The 13914-nt window shown below is 38.7% G+C and carries 9 protein-coding genes and 1 riboswitch; of the genes, 7 read left to right on the top strand and 2 right to left on the bottom strand.

All coding sequences use genetic code 11. The annotated features are described in order from the left end of the window. Window positions 1-8: 8 nt before the first annotated feature. Window positions 9-1355 carry an MATE family efflux transporter gene (locus VK91_RS11710; protein ID WP_048392901.1) on the bottom strand — a complete coding sequence of 449 codons (1347 nt, stop codon included), beginning with the start codon at window positions 1353-1355 and terminating at the stop codon, window positions 9-11. A gap of 171 nt (window positions 1356-1526) precedes the next feature. Here VK91_RS11710 and VK91_RS11705 point away from each other — a divergent pair, with 171 nt between their 5' ends. After that, complete coding sequence (locus VK91_RS11705) at window positions 1527-2603, top strand: undecaprenyldiphospho-muramoylpentapeptide beta-N-acetylglucosaminyltransferase (protein WP_048392899.1); 1077 nt, start codon at window positions 1527-1529, stop codon at window positions 2601-2603. An 80-nt stretch (window positions 2604-2683) separates the two neighbouring features. Here VK91_RS11705 and VK91_RS11700 read toward each other — a convergent pair whose 3' ends face one another. Next, window positions 2684-3232: a GNAT family N-acetyltransferase gene (locus VK91_RS11700; protein WP_004230128.1), complete on the bottom strand. Its 549-nt coding sequence runs from the start codon at window positions 3230-3232 to the stop codon at window positions 2684-2686. Between the two features lie 542 nt (window positions 3233-3774). On the opposite strand from VK91_RS11700, the gene VK91_RS11695 reads away from it, so the two are divergent. The 6 genes from VK91_RS11695 (at window position 3775) to VK91_RS11670 (ending at window position 13886) form a co-directional block, all read left to right on the top strand. Beyond that, window positions 3775-5802: a diguanylate cyclase domain-containing protein gene (locus tag VK91_RS11695; RefSeq protein ID WP_048392897.1), complete on the top strand. Its 2028-nt coding sequence runs from the start codon at window positions 3775-3777 to the stop codon at window positions 5800-5802. Between the two features lie 112 nt (window positions 5803-5914). Further along, window positions 5915-6589 carry a response regulator transcription factor gene (locus VK91_RS11690; RefSeq protein ID WP_048392894.1) on the top strand — a complete coding sequence of 225 codons (675 nt, stop codon included), beginning with the start codon at window positions 5915-5917 and terminating at the stop codon, window positions 6587-6589. After that, a complete protein-coding gene (locus VK91_RS11685) occupies window positions 6586-7971 on the top strand; it encodes a HAMP domain-containing histidine kinase (RefSeq protein ID WP_048392892.1) in 1386 nt (461 codons plus the stop codon). The genes VK91_RS11690 and VK91_RS11685 overlap by 4 nt, the downstream gene beginning before the upstream one ends. Before the next feature lie 232 nt (window positions 7972-8203). Then, window positions 8204-11029, top strand: coding sequence for a 2-oxoglutarate dehydrogenase E1 component (locus tag VK91_RS11680; protein ID WP_048392890.1), 2826 nt, complete (start codon window positions 8204-8206; stop codon window positions 11027-11029). A 90-nt stretch (window positions 11030-11119) separates the two neighbouring features. Further along, on the top strand, window positions 11120-12382 hold the full coding sequence (odhB, locus tag VK91_RS11675) for a 2-oxoglutarate dehydrogenase complex dihydrolipoyllysine-residue succinyltransferase (protein ID WP_048392889.1): 1263 nt from the start codon (window positions 11120-11122) through the stop codon (window positions 12380-12382). Between the two features lie 340 nt (window positions 12383-12722). Continuing rightward, window positions 12723-12909, top strand: a riboswitch (Lysine riboswitch). A 119-nt stretch (window positions 12910-13028) separates the two neighbouring features. Continuing rightward, the gene (locus VK91_RS11670; protein WP_004230114.1) at window positions 13029-13886 is read left to right on the top strand and encodes a transporter substrate-binding domain-containing protein; all 858 of its coding nucleotides are present in this window, start codon (window positions 13029-13031) and stop codon (window positions 13884-13886) included. Window positions 13887-13914 lie beyond the last annotated feature (28 nt).

Below are 13914 nucleotides of genomic sequence, written 5' to 3'. Positions count from 1 at the left end.
TTTTGTTGTTAAACAGTGACTCTTTTTTGAACAACCAATAGACGGATTAAAAGAGTAATTGCGCCCATTGTTAAACCTGCCACAAGGCCAATCCAATAGCCAAATGGACCGAAATCCGTATGTGTGGCAAGGGTATACCCAACTGGCAAGCCAATTACCCAATAAGATATAATGGCCATGATAAACGTGATCATAACATCTTTATAGCCTCTCAATGCGCCTTGTACTGGTGCTTGTATTGCATCAGATAGCTGGAAAATAGCTGCGTAGACTAAAAATTGTACGGCATACTCAAGTACCATCTGATCTGTCGTATACATATGTGCTACAGGTTCACGTAAAATAAACAAGATGCAAGCTGATATAAAGCTAAATAAAATGGCTGTGCCGACACATAGATAACTATACATACGAGCATCTCGCATGCGACCAGCGCCGATCTCAAAACCTACTAATATTGTGACACCCATAGAAATACTGAGCGGAACCATGTATAACAGAGAAGTGAAATTGATGGCAATCTGATGGGCTGCTATGATTTCTGTGCTAAAATTACTCATCATCATGGTCACAGCAGAAAAAATACTTGTTTCTGCAAATAGGGAAATACCGATCGGAACCCCAATCAATAAAATTTCCTTCCATCTAAGCCATTCAAGCTTAGGCCAATCATGAAACAGACGGAATCGTTCGAACGGTACTCGTTTAGCGATGATCCATACTGTAATCATGAATATTAGCCAGTACGTTATTGCTGTCGCTACACCAGCTCCGACGCCGCCAAGCTCAGGCGCACCAAATTTGCCGAAAATAAAGATATAGTTCAGCACGATATTAATGGGTGTTGTCATTAAGGTAATGATCATCGTGACCCGTGTCTGACCAAGGGCGTCAATAAAGCAACGCATAACAAAAAATAAGAAAAGTGGCAAAAGACCCGCACACATCGCATAGATGTAGCCTTTTGCAATGCTATGTACAGCAGACTCTAAGTTCATCTTACTAAGTATCCAATCAATGCCAAAGAAGAGTCCTGTAAAAATAAGGATCGCCAGCAATATGGCGACATAAATGCCTTGCTGGACTGCCTTTTTTGCATCCATCTCTTTTTTCGCTCCCACAAGCTGTGAGACAATTGGCGTAATAGCTAGGAGTATACCTGAAAGTCCAGTATAAATCGGCATCCAGATAGAGGAACCAATCGAAACACCTGCTAAATCAACCGTCCCGTAACGACTGGACATTAAAATATCAAAAAATGAAATAAGATAAATAGCTACCTGTGTCACTAAAATAGGGACAATCATTTTTAAGAGTAGCACGTATTTTTCCTTAATTGTGGATGTTTGATACATATTTTCTACTTCCTTCATGAACATAATGAACAAGTATAGCATATGTAAAGAGAGAAAAGCTGAAATTTTCATGCTTCATCTATATCTTTTCGTCAGCATATAGTAAAATAGAACACTGTAAACAAAAAGTAGTGCTAACTACAATGGTTTTTAAGGAATAGGAGAATTTGTGTGAAACAACAAACAATCATTTTAACCGGTGGTGGGACAGCTGGCCATGTATCGTTAAATCAGGCGATACTCCCGTCTTTACTAGAACTTGGTTATGATGTCCACTATATTGGCTCAGAGCAAGGTATTGAAAAAGAATTAATTGGCGAGGCGTTCCCCGATGTTCCGTTTTATGGCATTGCGAGTGGTAAATTGCGTCGTTATTTCTCCATGAAAAATTTTACAGATCCATTTAAAGTGCTTGCTGGAATGATGCAGGCTTTTCGTATTATTAAAAAAGTGAAGCCACAGGTTGTCTTTTCAAAGGGAGGGTTTGTCTCTGTACCCGTTGTGATGGCAGCGAAATTAGCAGGTGTGCCAGTCGTCATCCATGAATCTGATGTAACACCTGGTCTTGCTAATAAAATAGCCTTACCTTTTGCTTCACATGTATTCACAATTTTTGAAGAAACTCTGAAGCATTTACCTCAAGAGAAGGCTACTTGCACAGGCTCCATTATTCGTCCTGAGTTATTTGAGGGAGAAAGAGCAAGGGGGCTAGCTTTCTGCGGCTTTTCTACTTTAAAGCCTGTTTTACTTGTTATGGGAGGGAGTTTAGGCTCTGTTGTCTTAAATGAGGCACTACGTAAAAACTTACCAGAGCTCCTCAAGCAATTTCACATCATTCATTTATGTGGGAAGGGGAATTATGATGAAGCACTGGAGGCAATGCCAGGCTACAAGCAATTTGAGTATGTGACAACTGAGTTACCTGATTTATTGCATGCTGCAGACTTTATTGTGTCACGAGCAGGCTCTAACTCCATTTTTGAATTTTTAGCGCTTCACAAGCCGATGCTATTAGTACCTCTCTCAGCGCAAAAAAGTCGTGGAGATCAAATTTTAAATGCCAACTTGTTTAAAAAACAAGGTTACGCAGAAGTGTTACAGGAAGACGAGTTGACAAAGGAATCTTTTATGAAGTCTGTTCATACACTAACAGAGCGTAAAGTGGAAATGGTGGAGACAATGGCAAAAACGCAAAAACCAAAAACACCAGATGAAATGGCGTCATTAATTTTACGGTACAAGAAATAAGTGCTATTTGAAAAAAGAAAAGAAGCTATGAGGTAGGTCGAAATGACAAAACCTTATAGCTTCTCTTTTATATATACACACTACATTGCTTGCTCTTCGCCTTCTTGCATTTGGTGTGCCGTTGTTAGGTAGAATAAATCTTTTGGAATTTTAAATAAATTAAATTGTGCCTCACCGCTATTAACCTGCGCTAATAATGTTGGATGACTTTCATTGGCACTCACCACATAGGGAAGCTTTAAAGCAGCACGCTGTGATTTTAAATTTTCAACACGTATACGGAGAAAGACCGTATGAAAATTATAGTCAAAAAATAACTCGTTCAAAAATAACATTTTTGCTTTTTGATTATAACCTTTACCTTGGTAAGGGAGTCCAATCCACGTTCCTAGAAAGCCTGCACCGTCCTCCACATCGTGAATACTAATGGTGCCGATTGGTTGACCCCAATCATCAGTTATGGTCCTCGAGATAGCGAGTCCTCTCGCTTCCTCTTCAATCAGTTGTTTTGTCATAAACCAATATTCATCAGCGGATGTGGCTTTTTGACGGACAAAAGGGAATACAGAAGGGTGTGATAATAGCTCATAAAGCTCTGTACATTCATGCAGGTCTCGATGTTTAAGCATACGAAACGCCTCCTTTACTAGGGTAGTTAAAACAATTCCGTTGAAGCATAAAGAAGAAAACTAAAATTCGTACTGGAATTAAAACCCAAAGAACTAGACGTTATAACTATGATATTCCATAATCTCCCGCTGTCTTACTGATTTCGACCATACCGAAAAAAGGCTAGTTTTTTAAATATAATATAACATATAAACTGCTTGATGCAATCATTTTGCTCGTAAAAAAACAAAATTTGAGTTTAATAGTCAGTAAATTCTGATAAATGAAATGTGATTATCCATAATATTGTTGTTTTTTAGCATTAAGACTAACCTATCAATTTTAACTAATATTAATCATTTATCTACATCTTTAGTAGGATTGTTGGCTTGTTATAATAGGTAATATATCAAATATTATCCTTAAAAGGATATAATTTTTACGATTCTAGAAAGGTAATTTTTTATTTTTATGTTATAATAGTAGTATTATTTTTAATCTAACAACACATACATACGAACATTTCTATCATGATGGCAATGGCTTTTCTGGAGGTGACAGCATGGAGTATATTTTAAGCGAAGATTTCTTTAACTCATTATTTATTGGCAAGGATTTTGTTTTTCTCGTGAAAAAAGTAGGGGACGATTATCAATATATTCGCTTAAATCAAGCAGCTCAGGATCTGTTATCGAATGAGGCGATTGGTAAAATGATTTCGACCGTTACCTCAAAGCGTAATTTTTTGATCATTCAGAAAAATTACCATGAGGCCATTAGAGAACATAAACAGGTTGACTATGTAGATTATGCATATGTTCAGTCGGAGGTTCGTAAATATGAAACATCCGTCAGACCGTTGAAATATAAGAACGAAGACTATATTTTAGCCATCACGAAGGAAATACTTTATGACCGCAGTATTGAAGATAAATTTTTATTTATGCGGTCCATGTTTGACCATGCCTTTTTCTCAACAGTCATTTTATCGGCTGAAGGAATGATATACGAAGTGAATTCAAGCTTTATGGAAGATTTTCAATTAGATAATGAAACCGTCAAACAGAAAATGTTTGTGGATTTACCGATTATTCCAAAGGAAGAAGTTGAACAAATAAAAATTTGTTTGCAGAAAGCTGCAAGAGGGGAAAACGTTGGCGAGAAGTTTATTAAATTGCATACATTGGACCAGCAGGAACGCATGTATTTACTGTCACTATCACCAGTGATGCAGGATGATAATTCCTTTGCCATATTTCTTATCATGCAAGATTTTACACAATTTACTTTACAAAAAGCAGAATTACGCTCGAAGTCTCACGGGCTAGAAGTATTTAAATCTGCATTAAATTCAGCTACAGCCATTGCTGTATTAGATCATAAGGGTAACATTACCGAAGTGAGTGAGATGTTTTTACAGGCTTCTGGCTACACGGCGGAGGAGTTAATCGGTCAGCCCTACGCATTGATCGAACCACGATTCCGTGGGCAAGACCTTTTTCAAATAATTGAAGATAAGCTGGACACGATGGGAATGTGGCGTGGAGAACTTTGCTATCGAACGAAATATCATGCCGATTACTGGGTAGAAACTACCATCGTTCCATTAAAAGATGAGTTTGGTCAAATCGAACAAATTTTAACCATTAACTATGATATTACGGATAAGAAAAGAATGTTCACAGAATTAAAAAATATTGAACGTACTTTCAGACTCATCACAGAAAATACAAATGATTTAATTGTGATTACAAATGAGGATGGCATCATTATTTATGCTTCCCCGTCCTATGGTATTTATTTAGGTTATGAAAATGTAGAGCTACAAGGACAGTTTTACAGTGACATTATTGATCGAGAAAGTAAAGGCGAATGGCAAACATTCTTGAATAATTATACAGGGCAAACAGATTCACAGTTTGAGCTTTTACTGAAGGCGAAAGATGGAACACCGATATGGACAGAAGGAAATGTCACGGTTGTGCACGACCCTGAACGTGAAAAAGTTTCTCAAATTATGATGGTGTCTCGTGAAATTACACATCGCAAAGAAAGGGAAAATGATTTGCTGTATTTAGCCTATCACGACGCTTTAACACAGCTACCTAATCGGCGTTTTTTAGAAAAGGAGTTTCCTAAAATCCTAGCAGAAGCAAATGAAAATCAAACCTGTGTGGCGATGCTCTATATAGATGGTGATGATTTTAAAGAAGTAAATGATCGCTTTGGCCATGAGACGGGCGATGCGTTTATTCAGCGATTCGGCAGTTCCTTGAACAAAACAGTTCGAAGCCATGATATGGTTATTCGAATAGGTGGCGATGAATTTATTGTCATCTTAACTGGCTTAACAAGAGATCAGGAAAAAAGACATCATCAAATTATGCATATTATTCGACGGATTCGCGATGAATTAGCAGAAGGCTGGATGATAGAGGACCATCTTTTTACACCAACTGCTTCAATTGGCATTGCCTATTACCCAGACCATGCTCGAACATTGGATGAGCTAATGGATTTAGCTGACCAAGCATTATATAAATCAAAAGAGTCGGGGAAAAACAACCTCTCCATTTCAGATATACACTAAAAAGTCTGTCCACAAGGTTTTCCTTGTGAGACAGACTTTTTATTTGATGTTATGCTATAACAGTATAGGGATAAAAATCCTACATCGTTATTTTGGAATAGAAGGTGATATGATGCCTAAGAAGATATTGTTGGTAGAAGATGAAAAGCATATCGCTCGCTTTGTCGAACTTGAATTACAACACGAAGGCTATGAAGTAAAAACTGCCTTTGATGGTCGAGAAGGATTGGCTTTGGCAACATCGGAAAATTTTGATGTACTTTTACTGGATGTGATGTTACCAAGTATTAATGGGATTGAGATTTGCCGTCGTATCCGAACACAATCACAAGTACCAATCATTTTATTAACGGCACGAGATGCTGTGATGGATCGTGTAGCAGGACTCGATGCAGGGGCTGATGACTATATCGTCAAACCTTTTGCGATAGAAGAGCTGCTGGCTAGGATACGGACGATTTTACGTCGTGTCACGCCAGAGCAGACAAGCAGTGAATCTTTATGCCTACGGGATATTGAAATAGATGTAGCTGCCTATGAAGTTTTCGTTCAGGGGAATAAACTTGATCTAACAAAGACAGAATATGACTTATTGAAACTATTAATCGAGCACAAAAATAGAGTATGTACACGAGAGCATATTTTAACATCCGTTTGGGGCTATGATACGGATATCGAAACCAACGTGGTAGATGTTTATATCAGACATTTACGTACAAAGCTCCCTGGGGCGATGAATGATTATATTGAAACCGTTCGCGGTGTTGGGTATGTGATGCGAGAATGAATAAGTTAAGAAATTATTTACGTCAGCAGTCCCTGCAAAAAAAATGGATGCTGACCTCAAGCAGTGTCATCTTTATTAGCTTTACGATTATTTGTGTAGTCGTCTATGTTTCTCTACATACATGGTTATTAAATGATGAGGAGAGTAAGGTCAATCGGACAAGTAAGGATATCATCTCTTTTTTAGAGTCCCAAGGTCCTACAATTACCATTCAGCAAATTCAGCAAAATACAGGCTTGCTCAAATCGATTGCGGATCGTGATGAGACGGTCCGAATATTTAATGCTGATGGGGTGGATATTTTACGAATCAATGATACCTCTGCTGCTGCACCACTTAATTCGTTGCAAGAAATTTTTGAGATGACCATTGATAAGCAGGATGTGCTGGTCATCAATGAACCGATTCGGATGGGCTTTTTCCAAGGCTATATTCAGGTGATTCATCCGTTAACTAGTTTTCAATCTCTCATGCATTATCTTTTGACAGCCATGCTGATTGCAGGGTTAGGAGCCTTAGTGTTATCTGGCTCTATTGGCTATTATCTAGCGAACTATTTAATGAAGCCACTACACGAATTGCGTGCATCCATGAAAACTGTGATGGATCAAGGATTTAAGGAGCCTATACAGCTAACCTATACATCACATGACGAAATTGGTGATTTACTAAAGATGTATAATGCCATGATGAACGAGCTGCAAATCTCATTTACCCAGCAGCAGCAATTTGTCGCCGATGCTTCTCATGAGCTGCGTACACCGATTCAAGCAATTGAAGGGCATCTTTCTCTTTTAAAAAGATGGGGCAAACATGATCCTGCCATATTAGAGGAATCCATTGATACCTCCTTAACAGAAATTGCTCGTATGCGCAAAATGATTGAGGAATTATTAGAACTTGCACGGCGTGAGGAAAAAGATGAAACAAGTGAGGCCAATGCATTAGTGGTCATCGAAGCAGTGATGGATGAGGTAAAGCTTTTTCATCCACAAGCGCGAATATCGCTGTCGAAACATGGTGAAATTGGTCCGTTATTTATCACCGAAAATGCACTAAGTCAAATCGTTCGTAATATAATAGAGAATGCCATTCGTTATTGTGAAAAAATTCCTGAGATACAAATTTCTATTTCTGTTGCTGGAAATTATGCATGTTTAGAAATTACTGATAATGGTATAGGAATAGCACAAGACAATATTCCGTTTATCTTTGATCGTTTTTATCGAGTGGATGAAGCAAGAAATCGCCAAATTGGTGGAACAGGCTTAGGGCTTAGTATTTCGAAGATGTTACTTGAAAAATACAATGCCACAGTAGAAGTCAAGAGTGAGGTTAATATTGGAACCGTTTTCTCGCTGAAAATCCCGCTAAAATATTAAGAAAAATACACGCTTTATTTCATTATTCTATCCTTTGCGAAAAAAATTGCTTAATTTGCTAAAAAGAGTTGTATTTTTTGTGAAGAGTAGTAAGATTGAGATGGAAAAAACGTTCTTTAAAATATGGAAAAGTAGTGAGAAACATTCTTTTAAAGAACGGCTAAATATTATATAATTAATTGCAATTTAATTAATGGAACTGCCGAAAGGCAAAATTTGGAGGTCATTTTTCATGTCGAACAACGTTACAACTGTAAGTTCTCCATGGTCAGCTTTCTCTGGTCCTAACCTAGGATATGTGATGGAGCAATACGACTTATTCTTACAGTCTCCTGAAGAAGTAGAACCGGAGTTAGTTTCTTTATTCCAACAATTTGGTGCACCAGTAGTAGTAGAAGGTGAAGTAGCTGTAGCTAGTCATACAGCAGCGGCTCCTGCTGGCGATTACAAAAAAGTGTTAGCCGCTGTAAAACTAGCAGATGCAATTCGTTCACGCGGTCATTTAGCAGCAGATATCTATCCTCTGAAAAACCGTGAACTACAAACAGCTCAAATTGAAGAAAGCGCGTTCAACTTAAGCGCTGCAGATTTAGCTGAAATTCCTGCAGCAATCTTCTTCAAAGATGTGCCAGCAAACGTGAAAAATGGTAAGGATGCAATCGACTATTTAAAAGCTATTTATACAGATAAAGTAGCATTTGAATATGGTCACGTAGTAGCTACTGAAGAACGTGATTGGATTCAAGCGCAAATCGAATCAGGCTCATTCAAACAAGCATTATCTGCGGATGAGAAGAAAGCCTTATTAGATCGTTTAACTCGCGTTGAAAATTTCGAGAAATTTATTCATAAAACTTTTGTAGGACAAAAGCGTTTCTCTGGTGAGGGCTTAGATACGCAAATCGTTCTATTTGATGAAATTATTAAAACGGCAGAAGCAAAAAATGTGGAAAACGTACGTATTGGTATGGCACACCGTGGTCGCTTAAACGTTTTAACACACATTTTAAATAAACCTTATGACATGATGTTCTCTGATTTTGCACATGTTTCCAATGATTTATTTATGCCAGAGCATGGCCGCCTTGAAATTACAAAAGGTTGGACAGGTGATGTGAAATACCACATGGGTGCTTCTTACAACCGTGAATCCGGTATGAATGTGAAATTGGCTTACAACCCATCTCACTTAGAAGTGGGCAATCCAGTAGTACTTGGTGCTACTCGTGCAACACAAGATGATACATCTAAACCAGGGCAACCTATTTTTGACCGTACAAAGGGCTTAGGCATTCTTGTACACGGTGATGCTGCATTCCCAGGTCAAGGGATTGTAACAGAAGTGTTAAACTTCGCTAAAACAGAAGGCTTTACAACAGGTGGAACAATCCATATTATCGCAAACAATATGATTGGATTCACAACAGAACATTATGATTCTCGTTCTTCTGTGTATTCTTCTGACCCTGCAAAAGGCTATGAAGTACCAGTAATCCATGTTAACGCAGATAGCCCAGAGGCAGTAGTGCAAGTTGGTCGTTTTGCGGCAAACTACCGTCAAACATTTGGCAAAGACATTATTGTGGACTTAGTAGGTTACCGTCGCCATGGTCATAATGAAACAGATGACCCAACAGTGACAAACCCAGAAACATACAAATTAGTGTCTAAACATGAAACAGTGCGTGCATTATATGGTGCACAATTAGTGGCAGAAGGTCTTGTAACTGCTGATGATGTAGCTGCACTAGATACAGCTATCTATGCAGAAATGCAAGCAGCCTATGACCACGTCAAAGAAATGGCAGAAAAAGATGATCATCATCATTTAGAAATGCCAGAAGAATTAAAAGTAGAGTTCCCACAAATTGATACAGCAGTAGGTGCGGAACGTTTAGAAAAAATCAATGAAGAGCTTTTAGTGTTTGAAGAAAACTTCGAACCACAGAAAAAGCTTGGTAAAATCTTAGAAAAACGCCGTGATGCTTATGCGTCTGCAAAAGTTGACTGGGGTCATGCTGAAACTTTAGCGTATGCAACGATTATTCAAGATGGCACACCAGTACGCTTTACAGGTCAAGATGCACAACGTGGTACATTCTCTCAACGTCACTTAGTACTGCATGATAAAAACAATGGCAATGTCTTCACACCACTACACCATATTTCTGGTGCGAACGCATCCTTTACAGTACACAACTCTCCGCTGACTGAAGCTGGGGTGGTAGGCTTTGAGTATGGTTACAACCTAGAAAATAGCCATGTACTAACAGTATGGGAAGCACAATTCGGTGACTTTGCGAATATGGCACAAGTGATGTTTGATAACTTTATTTCAGGGGCACGCTCAAAATGGGGTCAAAAATCTGGTCTAGTTATCCTTTTACCTCATGGTTATGAAGGTCAAGGTCCAGAGCACTCTTCAAGCCGTATGGAACGCTATTTACAAATGTCAGCTGAAAATAACTGGTTTGTAGCGAACTGTTCAAATGCAGGAAACTACTACCACTTATTACGCCGTCAAGCAGCATTATTAGGTACAGAAGGGGTACGTCCACTTGTAGTCGTATCACCAAAATCATTATTACGTCACCCATTAGCTGCGGCGAATGCTGAGCAATTAGCAAATGGTTCATTCCAAGAAGTGATTGAACAACCAGGCTTAGGGGCTAAACCAGAAGCTGTAGAGCGTATCGTTTTAGGTACAGGTAAAGTGATGATTGACTTAGCAGAGCGCGTGAAAGACGGCGAAGGCTTCGATCACCTACACATTATTCGTGTAGAACAACTTTACCCATTCCCAAAAGAGCAAGTAGCTGGTATCATTGCTAAGTATCCTAATGCAAAAGAGATTGTTTGGGTACAAGAAGAACCTAAAAACCAAGGCTCATGGAATTATGCATTAGAAACATTATATGAACTTTCAGAAGGTAAAAAACTTCGCTATGTAGGCCGTCCTGCAATGAGCTCAACTTCTGAAGGGGATGCAGATTCTCATAAAGCAGCACAAGCAGCTCTTATTGAAGAAGCGGTTGCTGAGCCAGTAAAGGTTAAATAACATATATCAATTTTTGAAACCGGGCTACTTGCCCTTAAGCAGTAGCCCTTCTATGTGCGTCATGCACGTTAATCAAAGGAGGAAATGAAAGTGGCTGAAATTAAAGTCCCTGAATTAGCAGAATCGATTACAGAAGGTAGTATCGCACAGTGGGTAAAAAAAGTGGGCGATCGCGTTGAAAAAGGTGAATTCATCGTTGAACTTGAAACAGATAAAGTAAACGCTGAGATCATTTCTGAAGAAGCAGGTGTATTAACACAAATTTTAGCTGAAGAAGGCGATACTGTACTAGTTGGTCAAGTTATCGCAGTAGTAGAAGCAGGCGAAGGCGCAGCAGCAGCTCCAGCAGCGGCAGCACCAACTGAGGCAGCACCTGCACCAGCAGCGCCACAAGCAGCACCTGCACCAGTTGCAGCAGCTCCAGTAGTAGAAGAAACTTCTGGTGAGCGTGTAGTTGCATCTCCAGCAGCACGTCGTCTTGCACGTGAAAAAGGTATTGACCTTGCAGCGGTATCTCCAGTAGATCCACAAGGACGTGTACGTGTACAAGATGTAGCAGCTCATGGTACAGCACCAGCTGTAGCACCAGCAGCAGCACCTACATCCGTAGCAACTTCAGGTGGCCCAGTAGTATTCACACCAGCAGCTAATTCTGACCGTGTAACAATTGAAAAAATGAGCCGTCGTCGCCAAACAATTGCAAAACGTTTATTAGAAGTTAAACAGTCAACAGCAATGTTAACAACATTCAACGAAATTGACATGACAAACATCATGGCACTTCGTAAACGTAAACAAGAAGAGTTTGTAAAAGCAAACGACATCAAACTTGGTTTCATGTCATTCTTCACTAAAGCTGTTGTTGCAGCACTGAAAAAATACCCATACGTAAACGCTCAAATCTCTGGCGATGAAATTCATTTAAATAACTTCTTTGATATCGGTATTGCTGTATCGACTGAAGAAGGTTTAGTCGTACCAGTTGTACGCGATGCAAATAGCAAAAACTTTGCAGAAATCGAAAAAGATATTGCTAACTTAGCGACAAAAGCTCGTGATAAAAAATTAGGCTTAAATGACATGGCTGGTGGATCATTCACAATCACAAATGGTGGTGTATTCGGTTCATTAATGTCAACACCAATTATGAACGGTACGCAAGCTGGTATTTTAGGTATGCACTCAATTGTAAACCGTCCAGTTGCAGTAAATGGTGAAGTTCAAATCCGTCCAATGATGTATGTAGCTCTTTCATACGATCACCGTATCATCGATGGTAAAGATTCTGTAGGATTCTTAAAAACAGTTAAAGAATTAATCGAAAATCCTGAAGATTTATTATTAAATTCATAATCCCATTAAACCCTGCGAACAATGTTCAGCAGGGTTTTTTGTATGACGAAAGGTATTGACCGATTCTATGCTTGAAAGAGTACGAATGTTACATCGTTTAGAGGAGCAAAGAAAGAAAAAAATGCAACTTTTCTCACATATAGAACATACTCTATAATAAATATTTATTGTAATTTTCAGAAATATCAACAAAAGTTCAACGATTTAAAGTGGAAGCAGAACGCACAATATCCTAATATTGTCATTAGTCAGAAAAATGTTAAAATCGTCTTGACGAACATATTAGTTTTATAGTAGTATCTAAATATCAATTAAATAAACAAACCTCACAAATTGTTACCAGTGAGGTAGAGGCGCGGTATTTATTAGTTCATTGTTGAGTAAAAGCAAGCGAAGACGCAATGAAGAAGGAAATATCGCCGAAGTATAAAAGGAGCTCGTACTTTTATACTGGGTCTGCAGTGAATAAGTGCAGGACTGTCCTAGTAAATGGATTTCCAGATTTACTAGGTTGTGCTATCTCGGAAACATGGAAATTATAGTGAGGATTTGGGCAACTGTCATAAAAGGTAAGACCTAAGTTCAATAAACTTAGGTCTTTTTTAGTACAGTTGTCTTATTTTTTTACAGAAAAGGGGAGTTTTTCATGAAAAGAAAATGGTTGTTAGTAATGATCTCTATCATGACGGCAATTGTGCTAGCTGCATGTGGCACAAGTGACAAAAAAGAGGGCGGTTCAAGTGATGCTGGAACTGACAAAGAAGAAGGCGGCGGTGAATTCCGAATTGGAATGGAGGCTGGCTACCCACCGTTCAACTGGACACAGCAAGACGATGCAAATGGCGCAGTGAAAATTGCGGATAATGCAGAGTACGCAGGTGGCTATGATGTACAAATGGCAAAGAAAATCGCTGAAGGTCTAGGCAAAGAGTTAGTCATTGTTAAAATGGAGTGGGACGGTTTAGTTCCAGCGCTACAATCAAACAAAATTGATGCAATTATTGCAGGTATGTCACCAACAGAAGAACGCAAGAAAACAATTGATTTTACAGAAAACTATTATACTTCTGATTTTGTTATGGTTATTAAAAAAGGTAGCAAATATGAAGGGGCAAAATCGATTCAAGACTTCTCAGGTGCTAAAATTACATCACAATTAAATACATCAAACTACACAGTTATCGATCAAATTAAAGGCGTAGAAAAACAAACAGCAATGGAGAGCTTCCCAGCAATGCGTGTGGCGTTAGAAGCAGGTAAAATTGATGGCTATGTAGCTGAACGTCCAGAGGGCATTTCGGCTTCTGCTGCCAACGATAAATTCACATATGTAGCATTTGAAGAAGGCTTTGATACAGACCTATCAAATACTTCAATTGCTGTAGGCTTACGTAAAGATGATGCAAATCGTGAAAAAATCAATGAAATCCTAAAAGGCATTTCAGAAGATGATCGTCAAGCGATTATGGAAGAAGCTATTTCTCAACAACCCGCAGCACAATAATGACATGGCACGGACTAGCAATTAGTCC

It is taken from the genome of Lysinibacillus sp. LK3 (assembly GCF_001043675.1).
Taxonomy (GTDB): Bacteria; Bacillota; Bacilli; order Bacillales_A; family Planococcaceae; genus Lysinibacillus; species Lysinibacillus capsici.
This window is presented reverse-complemented; position numbering and strand designations above follow the sequence as displayed.

Bases quoted from the DNA above. Each gene is read 5' to 3' on its own strand.
- VK91_RS11680 (WP_048392890.1), top strand. From the start codon at position 8,204: ATGTCGAACAACGTTACAACTGTAAGTTCTCCATGGTCAGCTTTCTCT.
- VK91_RS11710 (WP_048392901.1), bottom strand. From the start codon at position 1,355: ATGTATCAAACATCCACAATTAAGGAAAAATACGTGCTACTCTTAAAA.
- VK91_RS11700 (WP_004230128.1), bottom strand. From the start codon at position 3,232: ATGCTTAAACATCGAGACCTGCATGAATGTACAGAGCTTTATGAGCTA.
- VK91_RS11690 (WP_048392894.1), top strand. From the start codon at position 5,915: ATGCCTAAGAAGATATTGTTGGTAGAAGATGAAAAGCATATCGCTCGC.
- VK91_RS11685 (WP_048392892.1), top strand. From the start codon at position 6,586: ATGAATAAGTTAAGAAATTATTTACGTCAGCAGTCCCTGCAAAAAAAA.
- VK91_RS11670 (WP_004230114.1), top strand. From the start codon at position 13,029: ATGAAAAGAAAATGGTTGTTAGTAATGATCTCTATCATGACGGCAATT.
- VK91_RS11695 (WP_048392897.1), top strand. From the start codon at position 3,775: ATGGAGTATATTTTAAGCGAAGATTTCTTTAACTCATTATTTATTGGC.